Source organism: Halomonas shengliensis, from assembly GCF_900104135.1.
In the GTDB taxonomy this organism is placed as follows: domain Bacteria; phylum Pseudomonadota; class Gammaproteobacteria; order Pseudomonadales; family Halomonadaceae; genus Halomonas; species Halomonas shengliensis.
This window is the reverse complement of the sequence record NZ_FNIV01000004.1, coordinates 33,658-50,914: the sequence shown is the minus strand read 5'-3', so window position 1 is coordinate 50,914 and position 17,257 is coordinate 33,658. Positions and strand designations below refer to the sequence as shown.

18 protein-coding genes are annotated in these 17,257 nt (G+C 69.7%); 8 read left to right on the top strand and 10 right to left on the bottom strand.

All coding sequences use genetic code 11. The features are described 5' to 3' along the window. The first annotated feature begins 94 nt into the window (after positions 1-94). Genes BLP95_RS07140 through BLP95_RS07115 form a run of 6 tightly spaced genes read left to right on the top strand, consistent with a single transcriptional unit; the run spans position 95 to position 5,924 of the window. The gene (locus tag BLP95_RS07140; protein WP_089677730.1) at positions 95-2,917 is read left to right on the top strand and encodes a monovalent cation/H+ antiporter subunit A; all 2,823 of its coding nucleotides are present in this window, start codon (positions 95-97) and stop codon (positions 2,915-2,917) included. Continuing rightward, the gene (locus BLP95_RS07135; RefSeq protein ID WP_089677728.1) at positions 2,917-3,261 is read left to right on the top strand and encodes a Na+/H+ antiporter subunit C; all 345 of its coding nucleotides are present in this window, start codon (positions 2,917-2,919) and stop codon (positions 3,259-3,261) included. The genes BLP95_RS07140 and BLP95_RS07135 overlap by 1 nt, the downstream gene beginning before the upstream one ends. Next, positions 3,258-4,766, top strand: coding sequence for a monovalent cation/H+ antiporter subunit D (locus BLP95_RS07130; protein WP_089677726.1), 1,509 nt, complete (start codon positions 3,258-3,260; stop codon positions 4,764-4,766). The genes BLP95_RS07135 and BLP95_RS07130 overlap by 4 nt, the downstream gene beginning before the upstream one ends. Continuing rightward, positions 4,763-5,260 (top strand): Na+/H+ antiporter subunit E, encoded by a 498-nt coding sequence (locus tag BLP95_RS07125; protein WP_089677724.1) that lies wholly within the window; start codon positions 4,763-4,765, stop codon positions 5,258-5,260. The genes BLP95_RS07130 and BLP95_RS07125 overlap by 4 nt, the downstream gene beginning before the upstream one ends. Further along, the gene (locus BLP95_RS07120; RefSeq protein WP_089677722.1) at positions 5,254-5,523 is read left to right on the top strand and encodes a K+/H+ antiporter subunit F; all 270 of its coding nucleotides are present in this window, start codon (positions 5,254-5,256) and stop codon (positions 5,521-5,523) included. Before BLP95_RS07125 ends, BLP95_RS07120 begins: the two co-directional genes overlap by 7 nt. A gap of 8 nt (positions 5,524-5,531) precedes the next feature. After that, positions 5,532-5,924 carry a Na+/H+ antiporter subunit G gene (locus BLP95_RS07115; RefSeq protein WP_089677720.1) on the top strand — a complete coding sequence of 131 codons (393 nt, stop codon included), beginning with the start codon at positions 5,532-5,534 and terminating at the stop codon, positions 5,922-5,924. 61 nt (positions 5,925-5,985) lie between these two features. Here BLP95_RS07115 and hemH read toward each other — a convergent pair whose 3' ends face one another. Then, positions 5,986-7,074, bottom strand: coding sequence for a ferrochelatase (gene hemH, locus BLP95_RS07110; protein ID WP_245678705.1), 1,089 nt, complete (start codon positions 7,072-7,074; stop codon positions 5,986-5,988). Positions 7,075-7,197: 123 nt separating this feature from the next. On the opposite strand from hemH, the gene BLP95_RS07105 reads away from it, so the two are divergent. Then, positions 7,198-8,808, top strand: coding sequence for a cryptochrome/photolyase family protein (locus BLP95_RS07105; RefSeq protein WP_089677718.1), 1,611 nt, complete (start codon positions 7,198-7,200; stop codon positions 8,806-8,808). Beyond that, positions 8,805-9,209, top strand: a complete 405-nt coding sequence (locus BLP95_RS07100) for a thiol-disulfide oxidoreductase DCC family protein (RefSeq protein ID WP_089677716.1) — start codon at positions 8,805-8,807, stop codon at positions 9,207-9,209. The genes BLP95_RS07105 and BLP95_RS07100 overlap by 4 nt, the downstream gene beginning before the upstream one ends. Positions 9,210-9,282: 73 nt before the next feature. Here the strand turns inward: BLP95_RS07100 and BLP95_RS07095 are convergent, their stop codons facing one another. The 9 genes from BLP95_RS07095 to rnr form a co-directional block, all read right to left on the bottom strand. Further along, the gene (locus tag BLP95_RS07095) at positions 9,283-9,585 is read right to left on the bottom strand and encodes a DUF6482 family protein (RefSeq protein ID WP_089677714.1); all 303 of its coding nucleotides are present in this window, start codon (positions 9,583-9,585) and stop codon (positions 9,283-9,285) included. A 119-nt stretch (positions 9,586-9,704) separates the two neighbouring features. Beyond that, positions 9,705-9,998: a hypothetical protein gene (locus BLP95_RS07090; RefSeq protein ID WP_023004502.1), complete on the bottom strand. Its 294-nt coding sequence runs from the start codon at positions 9,996-9,998 to the stop codon at positions 9,705-9,707. A gap of 75 nt (positions 9,999-10,073) precedes the next feature. Then, on the bottom strand, positions 10,074-11,462 hold the full coding sequence (dnaB, locus tag BLP95_RS07085; protein WP_089677712.1) for a replicative DNA helicase: 1,389 nt from the start codon (positions 11,460-11,462) through the stop codon (positions 10,074-10,076). Between the two features lie 136 nt (positions 11,463-11,598). Further along, positions 11,599-12,045, bottom strand: a complete 447-nt coding sequence (gene rplI / locus BLP95_RS07080) for a 50S ribosomal protein L9 (RefSeq protein WP_023004504.1) — start codon at positions 12,043-12,045, stop codon at positions 11,599-11,601. Positions 12,046-12,060: 15 nt separating this feature from the next. After that, the gene (locus BLP95_RS07075; protein ID WP_089677711.1) at positions 12,061-12,912 is read right to left on the bottom strand and encodes a hypothetical protein; all 852 of its coding nucleotides are present in this window, start codon (positions 12,910-12,912) and stop codon (positions 12,061-12,063) included. A 12-nt stretch (positions 12,913-12,924) separates the two neighbouring features. Next, the gene (gene rpsR, locus BLP95_RS07070; RefSeq protein WP_023004506.1) at positions 12,925-13,152 is read right to left on the bottom strand and encodes a 30S ribosomal protein S18; all 228 of its coding nucleotides are present in this window, start codon (positions 13,150-13,152) and stop codon (positions 12,925-12,927) included. Positions 13,153-13,186: 34 nt separating this feature from the next. After that, the gene (rpsF, locus tag BLP95_RS07065) at positions 13,187-13,555 is read right to left on the bottom strand and encodes a 30S ribosomal protein S6 (RefSeq protein ID WP_023004507.1); all 369 of its coding nucleotides are present in this window, start codon (positions 13,553-13,555) and stop codon (positions 13,187-13,189) included. A gap of 145 nt (positions 13,556-13,700) precedes the next feature. Beyond that, positions 13,701-14,495 (bottom strand): 23S rRNA (guanosine(2251)-2'-O)-methyltransferase RlmB, encoded by a 795-nt coding sequence (gene rlmB, locus BLP95_RS07060; protein ID WP_089677708.1) that lies wholly within the window; start codon positions 14,493-14,495, stop codon positions 13,701-13,703. A 54-nt stretch (positions 14,496-14,549) separates the two neighbouring features. Continuing rightward, complete coding sequence (rnr, locus tag BLP95_RS07055; protein WP_089677706.1) at positions 14,550-16,958, bottom strand: ribonuclease R; 2,409 nt, start codon at positions 16,956-16,958, stop codon at positions 14,550-14,552. Positions 16,959-17,257 lie beyond the last annotated feature (299 nt).

The window sequence follows — 17,257 nt, the reverse complement described above, 5'->3', positions numbered from 1 at the left end:
GGGACGGGATGCGACCCGATGTCGCTTGCATCCCCCGGCCCAGCGGGCATCCTGCGCCCCTCCCCCTCTATCACCCTCGCAGGATGAGCGACCGATGACACTGATGTGGATAGCCCTGCTGCCGCTGGCGGGCATGCTGGTGCCGATCGCCACGGCCCGTCGCGGCCGGCGCTACTGCTCCCTGGCCAGCGCCGCGCTGCCGGCGCTGGCGCTGGTGCTGATGCTGGCCCAGCTGCCGGCCCTCTCCGCCGGCGAGGCGCTGCGCGCCTCCGTCCCCTGGATACCCACCCTGGGGCTCGAGCTGGCCTTCCGCCTGGATGGCCTCTCGCTGCTCTTCAACCTGCTGATCCTGGGCATCGGCCTGCTGATCCTGCTCTATGCCCACTTCTACCTGGCGCCGGAGGAGCCCTTCGGGCGCTTCTACGCCTACCTGATCCTGTTCATGGCCTCCATGGTCGGCATCGTGATGGCCGACAACCTGATCCTGCTGTGGCTCTATTGGGAGCTGACCAGCCTCTCCTCCTTCCTGCTGATCGGCTTCTGGTCCCATCGCAGCGACGCCCGCAAGGGGGCGCGCATGGCGCTGACCGTGACCGGCGCCGGCGGCCTGGCGCTGCTCGCCGGCCTGCTGCTGCTGGGCGACATGGTGGGCAGCTACGCCATGGACGACGTCCTGGCCGGTGGCGAGGCGATACTGGCCGATCCGCGCTACCCGATCATGCTGGCGCTGGTGCTGCTGGGGGCCTTCACCAAGTCGGCCCAGTTCCCCTTCCAGTTCTGGCTGCCCCACGCCATGGCCGCACCGACCCCGGTCTCCGCCTACCTGCACTCGGCGACCATGGTCAAGGCGGGCATCTTCCTGATGGCGCGCCTCCACCCCGCCATCGCCGGCAGCGAGCTGTGGTCGGTGGTGGTCTCTCTGGTGGGCATGGCGACCCTGCTCTACGGCGCCTGGTTCGCCCTGCTCAAGACCGACCTCAAGGGCATCCTGGCCTTCTCCACGGTGAGCCACCTGGGGCTGATCACGGTGCTGCTGGGCATCGGCAGCCCCATGGCGGTGCTCGCCGCGCTCTTCCATATCCTCAACCACGCCACCTTCAAGGCGGCGCTGTTCATGAGCGCCGGCATCATCGACCACGAGGCCGGCACCCGCGAGCTTGGCCGCCTGGGCGGCCTGAAGACGGCCATGCCGGTCACCGCCCTGCTGACCAGCCTGGCCGGGGCGGCCATGGCCGGGGTGCCGCTGCTCAACGGCTTCATCTCCAAGGAGATGTTCTTCACCGAGACCCTGGAGACGCCGGTACTGGCGGGGCTCAGCTGGGTACTGCCGGTGCTGGCGACGATCGGTGGCATCCTCTCGGTGGCCTACTCCCTGCGCCTGGTGCATGCGGTGTTCTTCAAGCCCGCCAGGCAGTCGCCGCCGAAGGCACCCCACGAGCCGCCGTGGCTGATGCGAGCCCCGGTGGAGCTGCTGGTGGTGCTGTGCGTGCTGGTGGGTCTGGCGCCGGTGCTGGCCGAGGGGCTGCTGGGCCTGGCCGTGGCGGCGGTGCTGGGCGAGGACTTCGCGTTCCACCTGGCGATCTGGCACGGCGTCAACCTGCCGCTGGGGATGAGCGTGGTGGCGCTGGTCGCCGGGGCGGCGGCCTACTGGCGCCATGCCGACCTGCGCCACTTCCATCGCGGCTTCCGTCCCGTCGACGCCCGGCTGGTGTTCGAGGGCGCGGTGCAGCGCCTGGCGTCTCGTGCCGGGACGGGCCTCGCTCGCTTCGAGGGCGGCTCGCTGCAGCGCTACATGACCTGGCTGCTGGTCGCCTCCCTGGTGATGGGCGGCCTGGGACTGTCGCGCATGAGCGGACTGACCGGCGCACTGGGCAACCAGCCCATCGACGGCGTGGTGCTGCTGGGCGCCGCCCTGCTGGTGTTCGGCGGCATCGCCACCGCGGTGACCCACCGCTACCGCCTGATCTCGCTGATCATGCTCTCGGTGGTGGGCCTGGTGGTGTCGCTCACCTTCGCCCGCTTCTCCGCCCCCGACCTGGCGCTGACCCAGCTCTCGGTGGAGGTGGTGACCATGATCCTGCTGATGCTGGCGCTGTTCTTCCTGCCCCAGAAGACCCCCACCGAGTCCTCCAACCGCCGCAACCTGCGCGATGTGGTGCTGGCCGGGACCCTGGGGCTGGTGGTGGCGAGCCTCAACTACGCGGTGCTGACCCGCGACAACGCCTCCATCTCGGGCTTCTTCCTGGAGAACAGCGTGCCCGGCGGCGGCGGCCACAACGTGGTCAACGTCATCTTGGTCGACTTCCGCGGCTTCGATACCCTGGGCGAGATCACCGTGCTGGCGCTGGCCGGCCTGGCGATCTTCAAGCTGCTCAACCGCCTGCGGGTGTTCATGCCCCACAGCGACGGCGAGGGACGGGTGTGGTCGCCGGACCGCTACCCGGCGATCCTCACCTCCATCTCCATGGCCCTGCTGCCGCTGGCGCTTCTGGTCTCGGCCTTCATCTTCCTGCGCGGCCACAACCAGCCGGGCGGCGGCTTCATCGCCGGCCTGGTCACCGCGGTGGCGCTGATCCTGCTCTACATGGCGCGCGGCGTGGAGTGGGCCCAGCGGCGCCTGGACTTCCCCTACCAGCCGGTGGCGGTGGCCGGCGTCGGCATCGCCACCCTCACGGGGCTGGGCAGCTGGCTGTTCGGCTACCCCTTCCTGACCTCGTCGTTCGGCTACTTCTCACTGCCGCTGGTGGGCAAGTTCGAGCTGGCCACCGCCATGCTCTTCGACCTCGGCGTCTACCTCGCCGTGGTGGGGGCCACCCTGATGATCCTGGCCAACCTGGGCAAGGTCACCACCCCCCACCGTCCGGCCAAGGAGTCCGCCGCCGCGCCGCCCTCCGACACTCCCAAGGAGTCCTCCTGATGGAAAGCCTCTACGCCATCACCACCGGCGTGCTAACCGCCTGCGGGCTCTACCTGACCCTGCGCGCCCGTACCTTCCCGGTGGTGGTGGGCCTGACCCTGCTCTCCTATGCCGTGAACCTCTTCCTGTTCTCCATGGGCGGGCTGACCACCGACGGCGCCGCCCTGGTGAATGGTGCCGGCGACTACGCCGACCCCCTGCCCCAGGCCCTGGTGCTGACCGCCATCGTCATCGGCTTCGCGATGACCGCCTTCGTGGTGATCCTCGCCATGCGGGCGCGCAGCGAGGCGGGCAACGACCACGTCGACGGCCGCAAGCATGAGGCCGGGGAGGGTCGCCGATGATGTCTCACCTGATCGTGCTGCCGGTGGTGCTGCCGCTGGTCGCCGGCCTGCTGCTGCTGTTCCAGCGCCAGGGCAGCGTGCGCGTCAAGCGCCTGGTGGGCGTCGGCGCCACCCTGGCCCTGCTGCTGGTGGGCGTCGCCCTGGTGGCCCGGGCTGCCGGCGGCGAGGTGACCTACTACGCCCTTGGCGACTGGCAGCCCCCCTTCGGCATCGTGCTGGTGCTCGACCGCCTCTCGGCGCTGATGGTGCTGCTCACCGCCGTGCTCGCCCTGGGCGCGGTGGTGTTCGCCTGCGCCGGCGACGACGAGCGTGGCAGCAACTTCCACGGCCTCTTCCAGTGGCAGCTGATGGGCCTCAACGGCGCCTTCCTGACCGGCGACCTGTTCAACCTCTTCGTGTTCTTCGAGGTGCTGCTGCTCGCCTCCTACGCCCTGCTGCTGCACGGCGGCGGCCGCGATCGCATCATGGCCGGGGTCCACTACGTGGTGCTCAACCTGGCGGGCTCGTCGCTGTTCTTGATCAGCGTGGGCATCCTCTATGGCGCCACCGGCACCCTCAACATGGCCGACATGGCCACGCGCCTCGCCGGGCTTCCCGCCGAGCGCGAGGGGCTGGTGGTGGCCGGCGCGCTGATGCTGCTGGTGGTGTTCGGCCTCAAGGCGGCGATCCTGCCGCTCTACTTCTGGCTGCCCAGGGCCTATGCGGCGGCGCCGGCACCGGTGGCGGCGCTGTTCGCCATCATGACCAAGGTCGGCATCTACGCCATCCTGCGGGTCTACTCGCTGGTGTTCGGCGAGGACGCCGGCGCCCTGGCCGACCTGGAGCAGGGCTGGGTGTGGTGGTTCGCGCTGGCCACTCTGGTGGCCGCCGGCGCCGGCACCCTGGCGGCGCGCGACCTGCGCCTGCTGGTGGCCTACCTGGTGCTGGTCTCGGTGGGCACCCTGCTGGCGGGCATCGGCATCGGTTCCCCGGCGGCGGTCTCGGCCCTGCTCTACTACCTGATCCACACCACCCTGGTCACCGGCGGCCTCTTCCTGCTGGCCGAGATGATCGGCGCCCAGCGCGGCAAGGCGGGCACCCGCATCGTCAAGGGCCGGCCGCTGCGCCAGGGGCGCTGGCTGGCGCTGCTGTTCTTCGCCGGCGCGGTGGCGGTGGCCGGCATGCCGCCACTCTCCGGGGCGATCGGCAAGGCGCTGCTGCTGGTCGCCGCCGAGGGCGGCCAGCGCGCCTGGCTGTGGCCGGTCCTGCTGCTCTCGGGGCTGGCCGCCATCGTCGCCCTCTCCCGGGCCGGCTCGACGCTGTTCTGGCGCAGCAGCGGCGAGGCGGACGGCCAGCGCCTGCCGCCCCGCCAGTGGTTCGGCGTGGCCTGGCTGATCGGCGCCTCGCCGCTGCTGGTCCTCCTCGCCGGGCCCCTCACCGACTACACCGACGCCACCGCCGAGCAGCTGGCACGCCCCGAGGCGGTGACCCGCGCCCTGCTGACCCCCGAGGGAGACGCCCCATGATCACGCCTCGTCCCTGGCTGCCCACCCCGCTGCTGTCGATCCTGCTGCTGGTCGTCTGGCTGCTGATGGTGCGCAGCGTGGCCTTCGGCCATATCCTGCTGGGCGGCGCCCTGGCGGTGGCGATACCGCTGGTGACCCACCGCTTCTGGGACGCCCAGCCCCACGTGAAGAAGCCACGGCTGCTGCTGCGTTTCGTGCTGCGGGTGCTGGGCGACATCATCGTCGCCAACGTCCAGGTGGCCTGGCTGATCATCAATCCCTGGCGGCGCCTGCGGCCCCACTTCGTGGAGTACCCGCTGATGCTGGAGAATCGCTTCACCATCACCCTGCTGGCCAACACCATCAGCCTGACGCCGGGCACGGTGTCGGCCAACCTGCGGCTGGACGGCAAGTCGCTGCTGATCCACGCCCTGGACGTGGAGGACGACGAGGCGCTGATCGCGACCATCCGCGAGCGCTACGAGCGCCCCCTGAAGGAGATCTACGAATGCTAGACGTCGCCCTGTTCACCACCCTGGCGCTGGTCATCGCGGCCCTGGCGCTCAACGTCTACCGCCTGGCCGTCGGCCCCGACATGCCCGACCGCCTGCTGGCGCTGGACACCATGTACATCAACTCCATCGCGCTGATCGGGCTGCTGGGGCTGTGGCTCAACACCAAGACCTACTTCGAGTCGGCCCTGCTGATCGCCATGCTCGGCTTCATCAGCACCGTGGCGGTATGCAAGTACCTGCTGCGCGGCGACATCATCGAATAGGAGGCGTCATGACGTTCTACGTGATCTTGGAGGGCGTGATCTCGCTGCTGCTGATCGCCGGCGGCGCCTTCGTGTTCATCGGCTCGCTGGGCATGGCCCACCTGCCCGACTTCTACATGCGCCTGCACGGCCCCACCAAGGCCACCACCCTGGGGATCGGCTGCATGCTGGTGGCCTCGATGCTCTACTTCTGGGTCACCGAGGGCAAGCCGGACATCCAAGAGATGCTGATCACCCTGTTCCTGTTCATCACCGCCCCGGTGAGCGCCCACCTGCTGGCCAAGACCGGCCTGCACCTCAAGCTGAAGCACGTGGAGAAGACCGCCGGGCGTCCGGTGGAGCTGCGCCCCGAGGAGGTCGGCGAGAAGCCGGTACCCCACCCCGACCGCGGCCATGGCTGACACGCCTCGGGCCCGCCGATGGCGGGCCCGATCGCTATGGCGTGCCGGCAGGGGCCGTGTCCTATACCCAGCCACCCAGCTCGTTGTCGATGATGGCGAGCAGGGCGTCGATATGGTCGTCGCGGTCGTTGAGGCAGGGCACATAGGTGAAGGTCTCGCCGCCCGCCTCGAGGAAGGCATCGCGGATCTCCTCCTGGATCTCCTCCAGGGTCTCGACGCAGTCGGCGGAGAAGGCCGGCGAGACCACCGCGATATGCTTCTTGCCCTGGCGGGCCAGCTCGGCCACATGCTCCACCGTCTGGGGCCCCACCCACTCCTCGGGCCCGAACTGCGACTGGAAGGCGGTCTGGATGGCGTCGCCCTCCCAGCCCAGCGCCTCGCGCAGCAGTCGCGTGGTCTTCTGGCACTGGCAGTGGTAGGGGTCGCCCTCCATCAGGAAGCGCTTGGGCACGCCGTGGTAGGAGGCCACCAGCACTTCCGGCGGCGTCTCGGCGGCGTCATACGCCTCACGTACCGAGCGGGCCAGGGCCTCGACATAGCGGGGGTGCTCGAAGTAGGCGGGTACGGTACGGATCGCCGGCTGCCACTTGAGCTTCATCAGGGTACGGAAGGCATGGTCGTTGGCGGTGGCGGTGGTGGGCGAGGCGTACTGGGGATAGAGCGGGAAGAACAGGATCTTCTCGCAGCCCGCCGCCTGCAGGCGCCTGAGCACGCTATCGGTGGAGGGGTTGCCGTAGCGCATGGCGAAGTCGACCATCACCCGCTCGCCATGGCGCGCCTCGAGCCCCTCGGCCACCTTGCGGGTCTGCTCCCGGGTGATGGTAAGCAGCGGGCTCTCGTCCTTCTCGGTGTTCCAGATGCCACGATAGGCCTCGCCGGACTTGAAGGGCCGCCGCGCGAGGATGATCAGCTGCAGCAGCGGTTGCCACTTCCAGCTGGGGTAGTCCACCACCCGCTTGTCGGAGAGGAACTCGCTGAGGTAGCGACGCATGGACCAGTAGTCGGTGGCGTCCGGGGTGCCCAGGTTGACCAGCACCACCCCGACCCGGGCACGGGGGATGGCGGGATGATCGGATGGGGCATGGACCAGGCGGCCCTCGCCGGGGCGGTCCATCTCGGGGCGAGCCGAATCCTGGGTCGGGGTGGTCATGGGCGGGGCTCCTTGGGTCGCTGCTCGGGCACTGCTTGGGGAGATGCTAGTGTACCAGCCTCCTCGCCCCCGGCGGGATGAAGTTGTACTATCAGACAAATTTGTACAGCTTGAGGTCAGCCCATGCCACGCCCCCTGGTCCTGGTGCTCGGCGACCAGCTCACCCCGGCGCTTGCCAGCCTGCGCGACCTGCCCGAGGACGCCGTGGTGGCACTCTGCGAGGTGGCCGCCGAGGGGCGCTACGTGCCCCACCACCCCCAGAAGATCGCGCTGATGCTCTCCGCCATGCGCCACTTCGCCCAGGCGCTGCGCGAACGGGGCCTGTGCGTCCACTACAGCGCCCTGGATGACCCCGACAACGCCCAGGCGCTGGTCCCGGAGGCGGAGCGCCTGGCGGCCCTCTACGGCTGCGACGAGATCCGCGCGGTGCGCCCCGGCGAGTGGCGGCTGTGGCAGGCGATGCGGGAGCGCGAGCATGCCGCCCTGCCCTGGCGCCTGCTCGAGGATGACCGCTTCTTCACCACCCCGGCGGACTTCGGCGCCTGGATGCAGGGGCGCAAGGCCCCGCGGATGGAGCACTTCTACCGGCAGCAGCGACGCCGGACCGGCCTGCTGATGGAGGATGGCCAGCCCGCCGGCGGGCGGTGGAACTACGACCACGACAACCGTGAACCGCTGCCGGAGGCACTCGAGATCCCTGAGCCGCCCCGCCACCGTCGGGATGCCGTCACCGAGGAGGTCCTCGCGCTGGTGGCGGAGCACTTCGGCGAGCACTTCGGACGCCTCGAGGGCTTCCACTGGCCGGTGACCCGACGCCAGGCGCTGGTGGACCTGCGCCACTTCCTCGCCCGGCTGCTGCCCGACTTCGGCCGCTACCAGGACGCCATCCGCGACGACGCCCCCTTCCTCTTCCACTCGCGCCTCTCGGCGGCGCTCAACCTGGGTCTGCTCTCGTCCCGCGAGGTATGCGAGGCGGCGGAGCGGGAGTATCGCGAGGGGCGCGCCCCGCTCAACTCGGTGGAGGGCTTTATCCGCCAGATCCTGGGCTGGCGGGAGTATGTGCGCGGCCTCTACTGGACGCGCATGCCCGACTACAAGCGGGGCAACGCCCTGAACGCCGAGGGCGACCTGCCGGCCTGCTACTGGAGCGGCGACACCGAGCTGCGCTGCCTGTCGCGCGCCATCGAGATGACCCGCGACAACGCCTACGCCCACCATATCCAGCGGCTGATGGTCACCGGCAACGTGGCGCTGCTCTGCGACGTCTCTCCCGAGGCGCTGTGCGACTGGTACCTGGCGGTCTACGCCGACGCCTGCGAATGGGTGGAGCTGCCCAACACCCTGGGGATGGTGCTGCACGCCGACGGCGGCCTGATGGGCTCCAAGCCCTACTGCGCCTCGGGCAAGTACATCGACCGCATGTCGGACCACTGCCGCCACTGCCGCTACGACCCCAGGCGGGTCACCGGCCCCGACGCCTGCCCCCTCAACAGCCTCTACTGGCGCTTCCTGGAGCGCCACGCCGAGACCCTCTCGGCTAACCCGCGCATGAAGCTGATCTACGGCTCGCTGGCCAGGATGGGCGACGCGAAGCGCTCGGCCATGCGCGAGCAGGCGGAGGCCTTCCTGGCGGCGCTGCCGCGCAGCTCGGCCTGGCGCCAGGCGGGCGACGAGCCGGAGCGCCGCCGCCATCTGGCCGGCTACGTCAGCGTGCCCTCGGAGGAGACCCCATGAGCCGACGCGACGCCCTCGCCGCCACGCCGCCGGTCACGCTCTACCACGACGGCCACTGCCCTTTGTGCCAGCGCGAGGTGGCCTGGCTAGCCCGCCATCCACGCCGGGCGCGCGTGGCACTGGTGGATATCCAGGCACCGGGGTTCGACGCCGCGGCGCTGGGGAGCTCCTTCGAGGCGATGATGGGGCGGCTGCACCTGCGCGACGCCGCGGGGCGCTGGTTCATCGGCATGGACGCCAGCCGCGCGCTCTACGCGGTGCTGGGCTATCGGCGGCTGGTTTGGCTGAGCACCCTGCCGGGAGTGGCGGGGCCGATGGACGCGGGGTATCGCTGGTTCGCCAGGCGCCGGGTACGCCTGGGGCGCTGGCTGGCGCGCAGGGGCCGGCGGCGGGGGGAATAGCCGGCGTCGGAACACGAGGCCCCGCGCATGAGGCGGGGCACCGAGCCCTCGGGGTGAACCTCGCCGCGACGTGCTAGAAGACCAGCGGCATGCGCGAGGTCAGCGGGTCCTGGTAGTGGGCCTCACGGCCGATCACCTCGTCGTGGGGCACCTGCTGCACCAGGTAGGCGCGGTGGATGCCGGCGCCCTTGAGCTCCACATAGACGTCGTCCAGGGCGCGGAACAGCACCGGCTTGCCGCGGCGGGTCAGCATATGGCGCTGCCCCTCGATGTCCTCCAGCTCCACCTGGTAGAAGCGGCTGCCGGCATGGCCGATGACGCGGATCTCGTAGTTGTCGTGATGGGCCACGAAGGCCTTGAGCTCGTGAAATTCCATGGATCCCTCCGGGGTATCTGGCAGGTGACATTCCCTGCAGCCTGAGGCCGCCCGATGACGCGGCGGTGACGGCTGCGTGTCGGGAATGTGACCCCCGCCACCCCGGGGAGTTCCTGGCGCTACTGGTAGTCGGAGGGGTCGATCGCCTTGCCCAGGGAGTTGCGATCGACCCACTTGCCGGCCTTGGTCTCCTTGTAGCGGAACACCACGCGGTCGCCCACCGCCACCGGCAGCTCGGCGTCCTCGGTCTGGTAGCTGTAGGTCTCGCCCTCCACCACCAGCTGGTAGCGGTAGAGGTCGGGCATGCCCAGCCACTCCTTGAACGGGCCCTCGCGCTCCACCGACTGGAGCTCGCCGCGCGCCTCCAGCTTGGGGGTGCGGCGTCGATTGCCGCGCCGAAATCCGCCTGCCATGCTGCCTCCTTCCTGTCCGGGTTCGAGGGGTGGGGATTATACGGCCCTGCCTCGCAGGCTCAAGCCGCGCCGCGCTCACTCGCCGAAGGTGTCGCCGTAGCTGTCCGGCGCCAGGTCCTCGAAGCGGGTGTACTTGCCGATGAAGGCCATGTGCACGGTACCGATGGGGCCGTTACGCTGCTTGCCGATGATCACCTCGGCGAGCCCCTGGTTGTCGGGGTTATCCGGATTGTAGACCTCGTCGCGATAGACGAAGCCGATGATGTCGGCATCCTGCTCGATGGCGCCCGACTCGCGCAGGTCCGACATCACCGGGCGCTTGTTGGGGCGCTGCTCCAGCGAGCGGTTGAGCTGCGAGAGCGCCACCACCGGGCAGCCGAACTCCTTGGCCAGCCCCTTGAGCGAGCGCGAGATCTCGGAGATCTCGCCGGTGCGGTTCTCGGAGAAGCCAGGGATCTGCATCAGCTGCAGGTAGTCGATCATGATCAGCGCCAGATTGCCGTGCTCGCGCACCACCCGGCGGATCCGCGAGCGCATCTCGTTGGGCGAGAGCGCGGCGGTGTCGTCGATGAACAGCTGCTTGTCCTTGAGCAGGTTGACCGCCGAGGTCAGGCGCGGCCAGTCCTCGTCCTCCAGCTGGCCGGTACGCACCCGGGTCTGGTCGATGCGCCCCAGCGAGGAGAGCATGCGCAGCATCAGCGACTCGGCGGGCATCTCCATGGAGAACACCATCACCGGCTTGTCGCTGGCGATCACCGCGTGCTCGACCAGGTTCATGGCGAAGGTGGTCTTGCCCATCGAGGGTCGCCCGGCGATGATCACCAGGTCCGAGGGCTGCAGCCCCGAGGTCATCTCGTCGAGGTCACGGAAGCCGGTGGAGAGGCCGGTCATCTCCCCCTGCATGTTGAACAGCTCGTCGATGCGGTCCACCGCCTTGGCGAGTAGCTCGCTCATGCCCACCGGGCCGCCCGACTTGGGCCGCTCCTCGCTGATCTGGAACACCAGCCGCTCGGCCTCGTCCACCAGCTCGTCGGCGGGGCGCCCCTGGGGGCTGAAGGCACCGTCGGCGATCTGGCTGGCGGCGCGGATCAGCTTGCGCAGGGTGGCACGCTCGCGAACGATGTCGGCGTAGGCGCGGATGTTGCTGGCCGAGGGGGTGTTGCGTGCCAGCTCGGCGAGATAGGCCAGCCCACCCACGGTATCCAGCTGGTCACGCCTCTCCAGCGCCTCGGAGAGGGTCACCACGTCCAGCGGCCTGGCGCCCTCGGCGAGCTCCGCCATGACGTTGAAGATCAGGCGGTGCTCGTAGCGATAGAAGTCGTCGGCCACCAGGCGGTCGGCGACGTTGTCCCACGCCTGGTTGTCGAGCATCAGCCCGCCCAGCACCGACTGCTCCGCCTCCAGCGAATGGGGCGGCACCTTGAGGGCGGCGGTTTCCTGGTCGTGCTCGAGGATCTCGGACATGCGCTGAATCACCCTGGGCGTTGCGGGGAGGCCATTCTACCCCAGTCGGCCCCATCGCCCCATGACTCTTCCCCCAACATGACGAGGGGCGCGGGGATCTCTCCCCGCGCCCCTCGTCAGGCGCTGCGGACGCGGCTTACTCGGCCACGACCACCACGCGCACGGTGGCGTCGACTTCCGCATGCAGGTGCAGCTGGATGTCGTACTCACCGGTGGCACGCAGCGGACCTTCGGGCATGCGCACCTCGCTCTTGGCCACCTCGATGCCGGCCGAGGAGATGGCCTCGGCCAGGTCGCGGGGACCGATGGAGCCGAACAGCTTGCCCTCGTCGCCGGCCTTGGCGACCAGGGAGAGCTCGATCTCGTTCAGCTGGGCGGCACGCGCCTCGGCCTCGGCCTTGCGCTCGGCGGCCTGGGCCTCGAGCTCGGCACGCTGGGCCTCGAAGGCCTCGATGTTGTCCTTGGTGGCCGGCACGGCGAGGCCGTAGGGCACCAGGTAGTTGCGGCCGTAGCCGGGCTTGACGGTAACCTGGTCACCCAGGCCGCCCAGCTTGCCAATCTTGTCGAGCAGAATGACTTCCATCTCGTAAACCTCTTGTCAGTCGCGGCTGGCCAGACGCCCGCGGATGTCCGCGAAGACGTCGATGAAGGCCAGCAGCAGCACGATCAGAATCATGGGCCAGGTGGTGATCAGCAGCAGGTAGAAGGCGACCAGCCACAGCCCGTTCATCCCTTTCAGTCCGATAAAACCATGCACCAGCGCGATGCCGGCGACCAGCAGCGGCACCCACAGCAGCATGCCGAGCCCGGGCAGCCCCAGCACGGCGCCGACCACCCCGAGCACCACCAGCACGGCGAGCTCACGTGGCGAGAGGCGCAGGGCGTGGAACTCCTCTCGGAAGCCCCCGGGGTTGTAGAGCCCCGCCTGCCAGCTGCGCGCCAGGGCCAGGCAGGCCACGGCGGCGATCAGCACCATCAGGCCGGTGACCCCGCCGATCAGCAGCGCCGCCAGCTGCTCGGTGTCGAGCCCCTGGCGGGTCAGCTCGGCGAGCAGGCGCTCCACCTCGGGGGAGGCCTGGCGCAGCTCGGCAAGCATCTGGCCGGTCCCCTGGGGCGGCAGGAAGATGCCCAGCTGGATCATCACCGCCCCGGCCAGGGCGCCGGCGATTAACGCCTCGCTCCAGCGCAGGCGGGCGCGCAGCACCACCGCCATCAAGGTGACCAGCAGCACGCTGGCCAGCGGGATGACATCCCCCTGCATCCACCACCAGCCCGAGGGCACGGCGGCGGCCACGATCACCGGCAGCGCCGGGGAGAGCCCGCGACGCAGGGTGACCAGGGCCGCGATGGCGGCCCCCAGCCAGAACAGCCAGGGGATCAGGGTGGCGACCACGGCCCCGCCGACGGCGTGGGGCGTGCCGCGCATCACCCAGCGGGCGATCGTCAGCATCGTGCCTGGCGCTTACTGGTGGCTATCGGTGTAGGGCAGCAGCGCCAGGTAGCGGGCGCGCTTGACGGCGGTCGCCAGCTGACGCTGGTAGCGGGCCTTGGTACCGGTGATGCGGCTGGGAACGATCTTGCCGGTCTCGGTGATGTAGGCCTTGAGGGTGTCCAGATCCTTGTAGTCGATCTGCTTCACGCCCTCGGCGGTGAAACGGCAGAACTTGCGGCGACGGAAAAAGCGTGCCATGTGAAGACTCCTTCAGACGTGCGATGGGGTGGTATCAGGCGGACTCGGCGCGGGGCTTCTCGTCGCGGCGCGCGCGCTTCTCTTCCACCGGCTTCATCATCGGCGAGGCCTCGGTGACGGCTTCCTTGCAGCGCACCACCAGGCTGCGAATGATGGCGTCGTTGAAGCGGAAGATGTTCTCGATCTCGTCGAGGGTCTCGCCGCTGCACTCGACGTTCATCAGCACGTAGTGAGCCTTGTGGATCTTGTTGATCGGGTAGGCCAGGTGACGACGGCCCCAATCCTCGAGACGATGCACGGTGCCGCCGTTCTCGGTGACGAGGCCGGTGTAGCGCTCGACCATGGCGGGAACCTGCTCGCTCTGGTCCGGGTGGACCATGAACACGATCTCGTAGTGACGCATGGGATCTCCTTGCGGTTTGGCAGCTTCCACGGGAGGACTCGGCGCTCCGGGGAAGCAAGGAGGTGATAGAAGAAACACGAACGCCCGCTCGAGGGACGAACGGGCGCAAGCATTCTAAAGAGTGTGGGCCTGGTGCGCAAGCGTATCAGCCGCGGCGCTGGCGCACGGCCTCGAACAGGCAGATGCCGGTGGCCACCGAGACGTTGAGGCTCGACACGCTGCCGACCATGGGCAGCTTGACCAGATGGTCGCAGGCCTCGCGGGTCAGGCGCCGGAGCCCCTTGCCCTCGGCCCCCATCACCAGCGCCGTGGGCCCTGCGAGGTCGGCCTCGAAGACCAGCGCCTCGGCCTCGCCGGCGGTGCCGGTGACCCAGACGCCGAGCGCCTTGAGCCTGGCCAGGGCACGGGCCAGGTTGGTGACCTGGTAGACCGGCACGCTCTCGGCGGCGCCGCAGGCCACCTTGCGCACCGTGGCGTTGAGCGGGGCGGCCTTGTCCTTGGGCACGATCACCCCGTCCACCCCGGCGGCATCGGCGCTGCGCAGGCAGGCGCCGAAGTTGTGCACGTCGGTGACGCCGTCCAGCACCAGCAGCAGGGGGGGCGCCTCACCGGGCCAGGCCTCCAGCCGGAACCACAGCTCGCTCTCGGCGGCGAAGGCGAGCGGCGCGGCGAAGGCGACGATGCCCTGGTGGGCGGCGCCCTGGGCCAGGCGGTCGAGCTCGTCGCGGGGGCGACGCTGCACCCGGGCGCCGCCGGCGCGGGCGGCCTCCACCAGCTCGGCCAGCCGCTCGCCGGCACTGCCCTCCTGGACCCACAGCTCGCGGGGCGTCTCGCCGCGCTCGATGAGGGCACGCACGGCGTGCACGCCGAACACGCTCTCCAGCCCACCGGGGACGGCCGGCTTGCCCGTGGGCGGCCGGCGGCTTCGCTTCTGCTTCATGTCGCTCGCTTTCGTCAGGAATCCCGGGCGGGCCGGGTGGCCCGCCGCCGCGGGTCAGCGCCGGCTGCGGCGCCGACGCCCGCCACGCTTGCGTCCGCCCTTGTCGGCGCCCTCCTCGCTGGCCGCCTCGGCCTTGGGCGGCTTGCCGCCGGCGCGGGCGCGCCCCTTGTCGGGGGCGGCGTCCACCGCCCGGCGGCGGCGCGGCGCGCGCTTGGGACGGGGCTTGTCGTCGGCCAGGGCGAAGTCGATCTTGCGCTCGTCCAGGTCGACCCGGGCCACCTGCACGGTGACGCCGTCGCCGAGGCGGTAGCTCATCCCCGAGCGCTCGCCCTTGAGACGATGCTTCTCCGGCTCGTAGTGGTAGTAGTCGGAGGGCAACGAGGTGACGTGCACCAGCCCCTCCACGTACACCTCGTCGAGCCGCACGAAGATGCCGAACTGGGTCACCGAGGCGATGGTGCCGTCGTAGACCTCGCCGAGCTTGTCGGACATGAACTCGCACTTGAGCCAGTCCTCGACGTCGCGGGTGGCGTCGTCGGCGCGCCGCTCGGTCATCGAGCAGTGCTCGCCGAGCTCGAGCATCTGCTCGAAGGTGTAGGGCGCCCAGCGGCTGGGCGGCTCCACCGGGGCCCCGTCGGCGCGCAGCACGGTGTTGGTCTGGCGCGGGCCACGGATCACCGAGCGGATGGCGCGGTGCACGATCAGGTCGGGGTAGCGGCGGATCGGCGAGGTGAAGTGGGCATAGGCCGGATAGGCCAGGCCGAAGTGGCCGTCGTTCTGGGGCGAGTAGACCGCACGGCTCATGGAGCGCAGCATCACCGTCTGGATGACGTCGGCGTCGGGGCGGTCGCGGATGACCTCGGCCAGCTCCTGGTAGTCCTGGGGGCTCGGGTCGTCGCCGCCGCCCAGGGAGAGCCCCAGCTCGGCAAGGAAGAGGCGCAGCTTGTCGAGGCGCTCCGGCGAGGGCTTCTCGTGGATGCGATAGAGGGCCGGCAGGTCATGCTTGTCGAGGAAGCGCGCGGTGGCCACGTTGGCCGCCAGCATGCACTCCTCGATCAGCTTGTGGGCGTCGTTGCGGCTGCGCGGCACGATCTTCTCGATCTTGCGCTCGTCGTTGAAGACGATGGCGGTCTCGGTGGTCTCGAAGTCGATGGCGCCGCGGGCCTCGCGGGCCTCGCGCAGCAGCCTGTAGAGGCCATGCAGGTCCTTGAGCGGTCCCACCAGCTCGCGATACTCCTCGCGCAGGGCGTCGCCGTGCTCGCCCTCGTCATCGAGGATCGCCGCCACCTTGTTGTAGGTGAGTCGCGCATGGGACTGGAACACCGCTTCAAAGAAGCGGTAGCGGCTGATGGCGCCGTTCTTGGAGATGTTCATCTCGCACACCAGCGCCAGGCGGTCGACCGCCGGGTTGAGCGAGCAGAGGCCGTTGGAGAGCAGCTCCGGCAGCATCGGCACCACCTGCCCCGGGAAGTAGACCGAGTTGCCGCGGCGGATCGCCTCCTGGTCGAGGGGGGTGCCGGGGCGCACGTAGTGGGAGACATCGGCGATCGCCACCAGCAGCTTCCAGCTCCCCGACTTGGTCTTCCAGGCGCACACGGCGTCGTCGAAGTCCTTGGCGCTCTCGTCGTCGATGGTGACCAGCGGCAGGTGGCGCAGGTCGATGCGGTTGGCCTTGTCGGCCTCGGCCACCTCGGCGGACATCTCGCCGATCTGGTCGTGCACCTCGGGCGGGAACTCGGCGGGGATCTCGTAGCTGCGGATGGCGATGTCGATCTCCATCCCCGGGTCCATGCGCTCGCCGAGCACCTCGATCACCTCACCCACCGGCTGCACCCGGGTCTCGGGCTGCTTGACGATGCGCGCCGAGATCACCTGGCCATCCTTCGCCCCGCCGCAGGCGCTGTGGGGGATGATGATCTCCTGGGTGATGCGGGCGTTCTCCGGGATCAGGACCCCGAATTCGGGGGTGTTCTCGCGGTAGACGCCGACGATGGTCTGGGTGTTGCGCGCCAGCACCTCGGCGATGGTGGCCTCGTCACGGCCGCGGCGGTCGCGGCCGCTGATGCGCGCCAGCACGTGGTCGCCATGGAAGACCCGGCGCATCTGCCGGGGCGGCAGCACCAGGTCGGGCTTCTTGCCGTCGTCGCGCAGCAGGAAGCCGAAGCCGTCGCGGTGGCCGAGCACCTTGCCCTTGATCAGGTCGAGCTTGTCGATCAGCGCGTAGGCGCCGGCGCGGTTGCGCAGCACCTGGCCGTCGCGTTCCATGGCCGCCAGGCGGCGGCGTACCGCCTCCTGCAGCTCCTCGTCGTCGAGGCCGAGCAGGCGGCTCATCTTCTCGTGGGTGATCGGCTTGCCGACCTCCTCCAGGCGGGCGAGCAGGTACTCGCGGCTGGGGGCGGGCTTGTCGTACTTGTGGGCTTCGCGTTCCGCGTGCGGATCGTCGCTGAGCGTCCAGTGGGTCATGCGCAGAGCATCCTTGGCAGGGTCGCGGACGACATGGGGAGGGGGGCGCTCGGGCGCCGCGGGAACAGGGTGTCGCTTGGGGATTCGTTGGTCATGGCGCCAGTATAGCGCCGCGGGCGCGGCCACCCAACCATGGCGGACTCCCGCGCGGGGCAAAAAGTTGCTCGCTCCCCGCCCGCCCCTCTTGCAAAGTGCCGAGAATCGAGTACCATACGCGTCGCCTGCCCAGATGGCGGAATTGGTAGACGCGCTAGCTTCAGGTGCTAGTGTCCTTACGGACGTGGAGGTTCAAGTCCTCT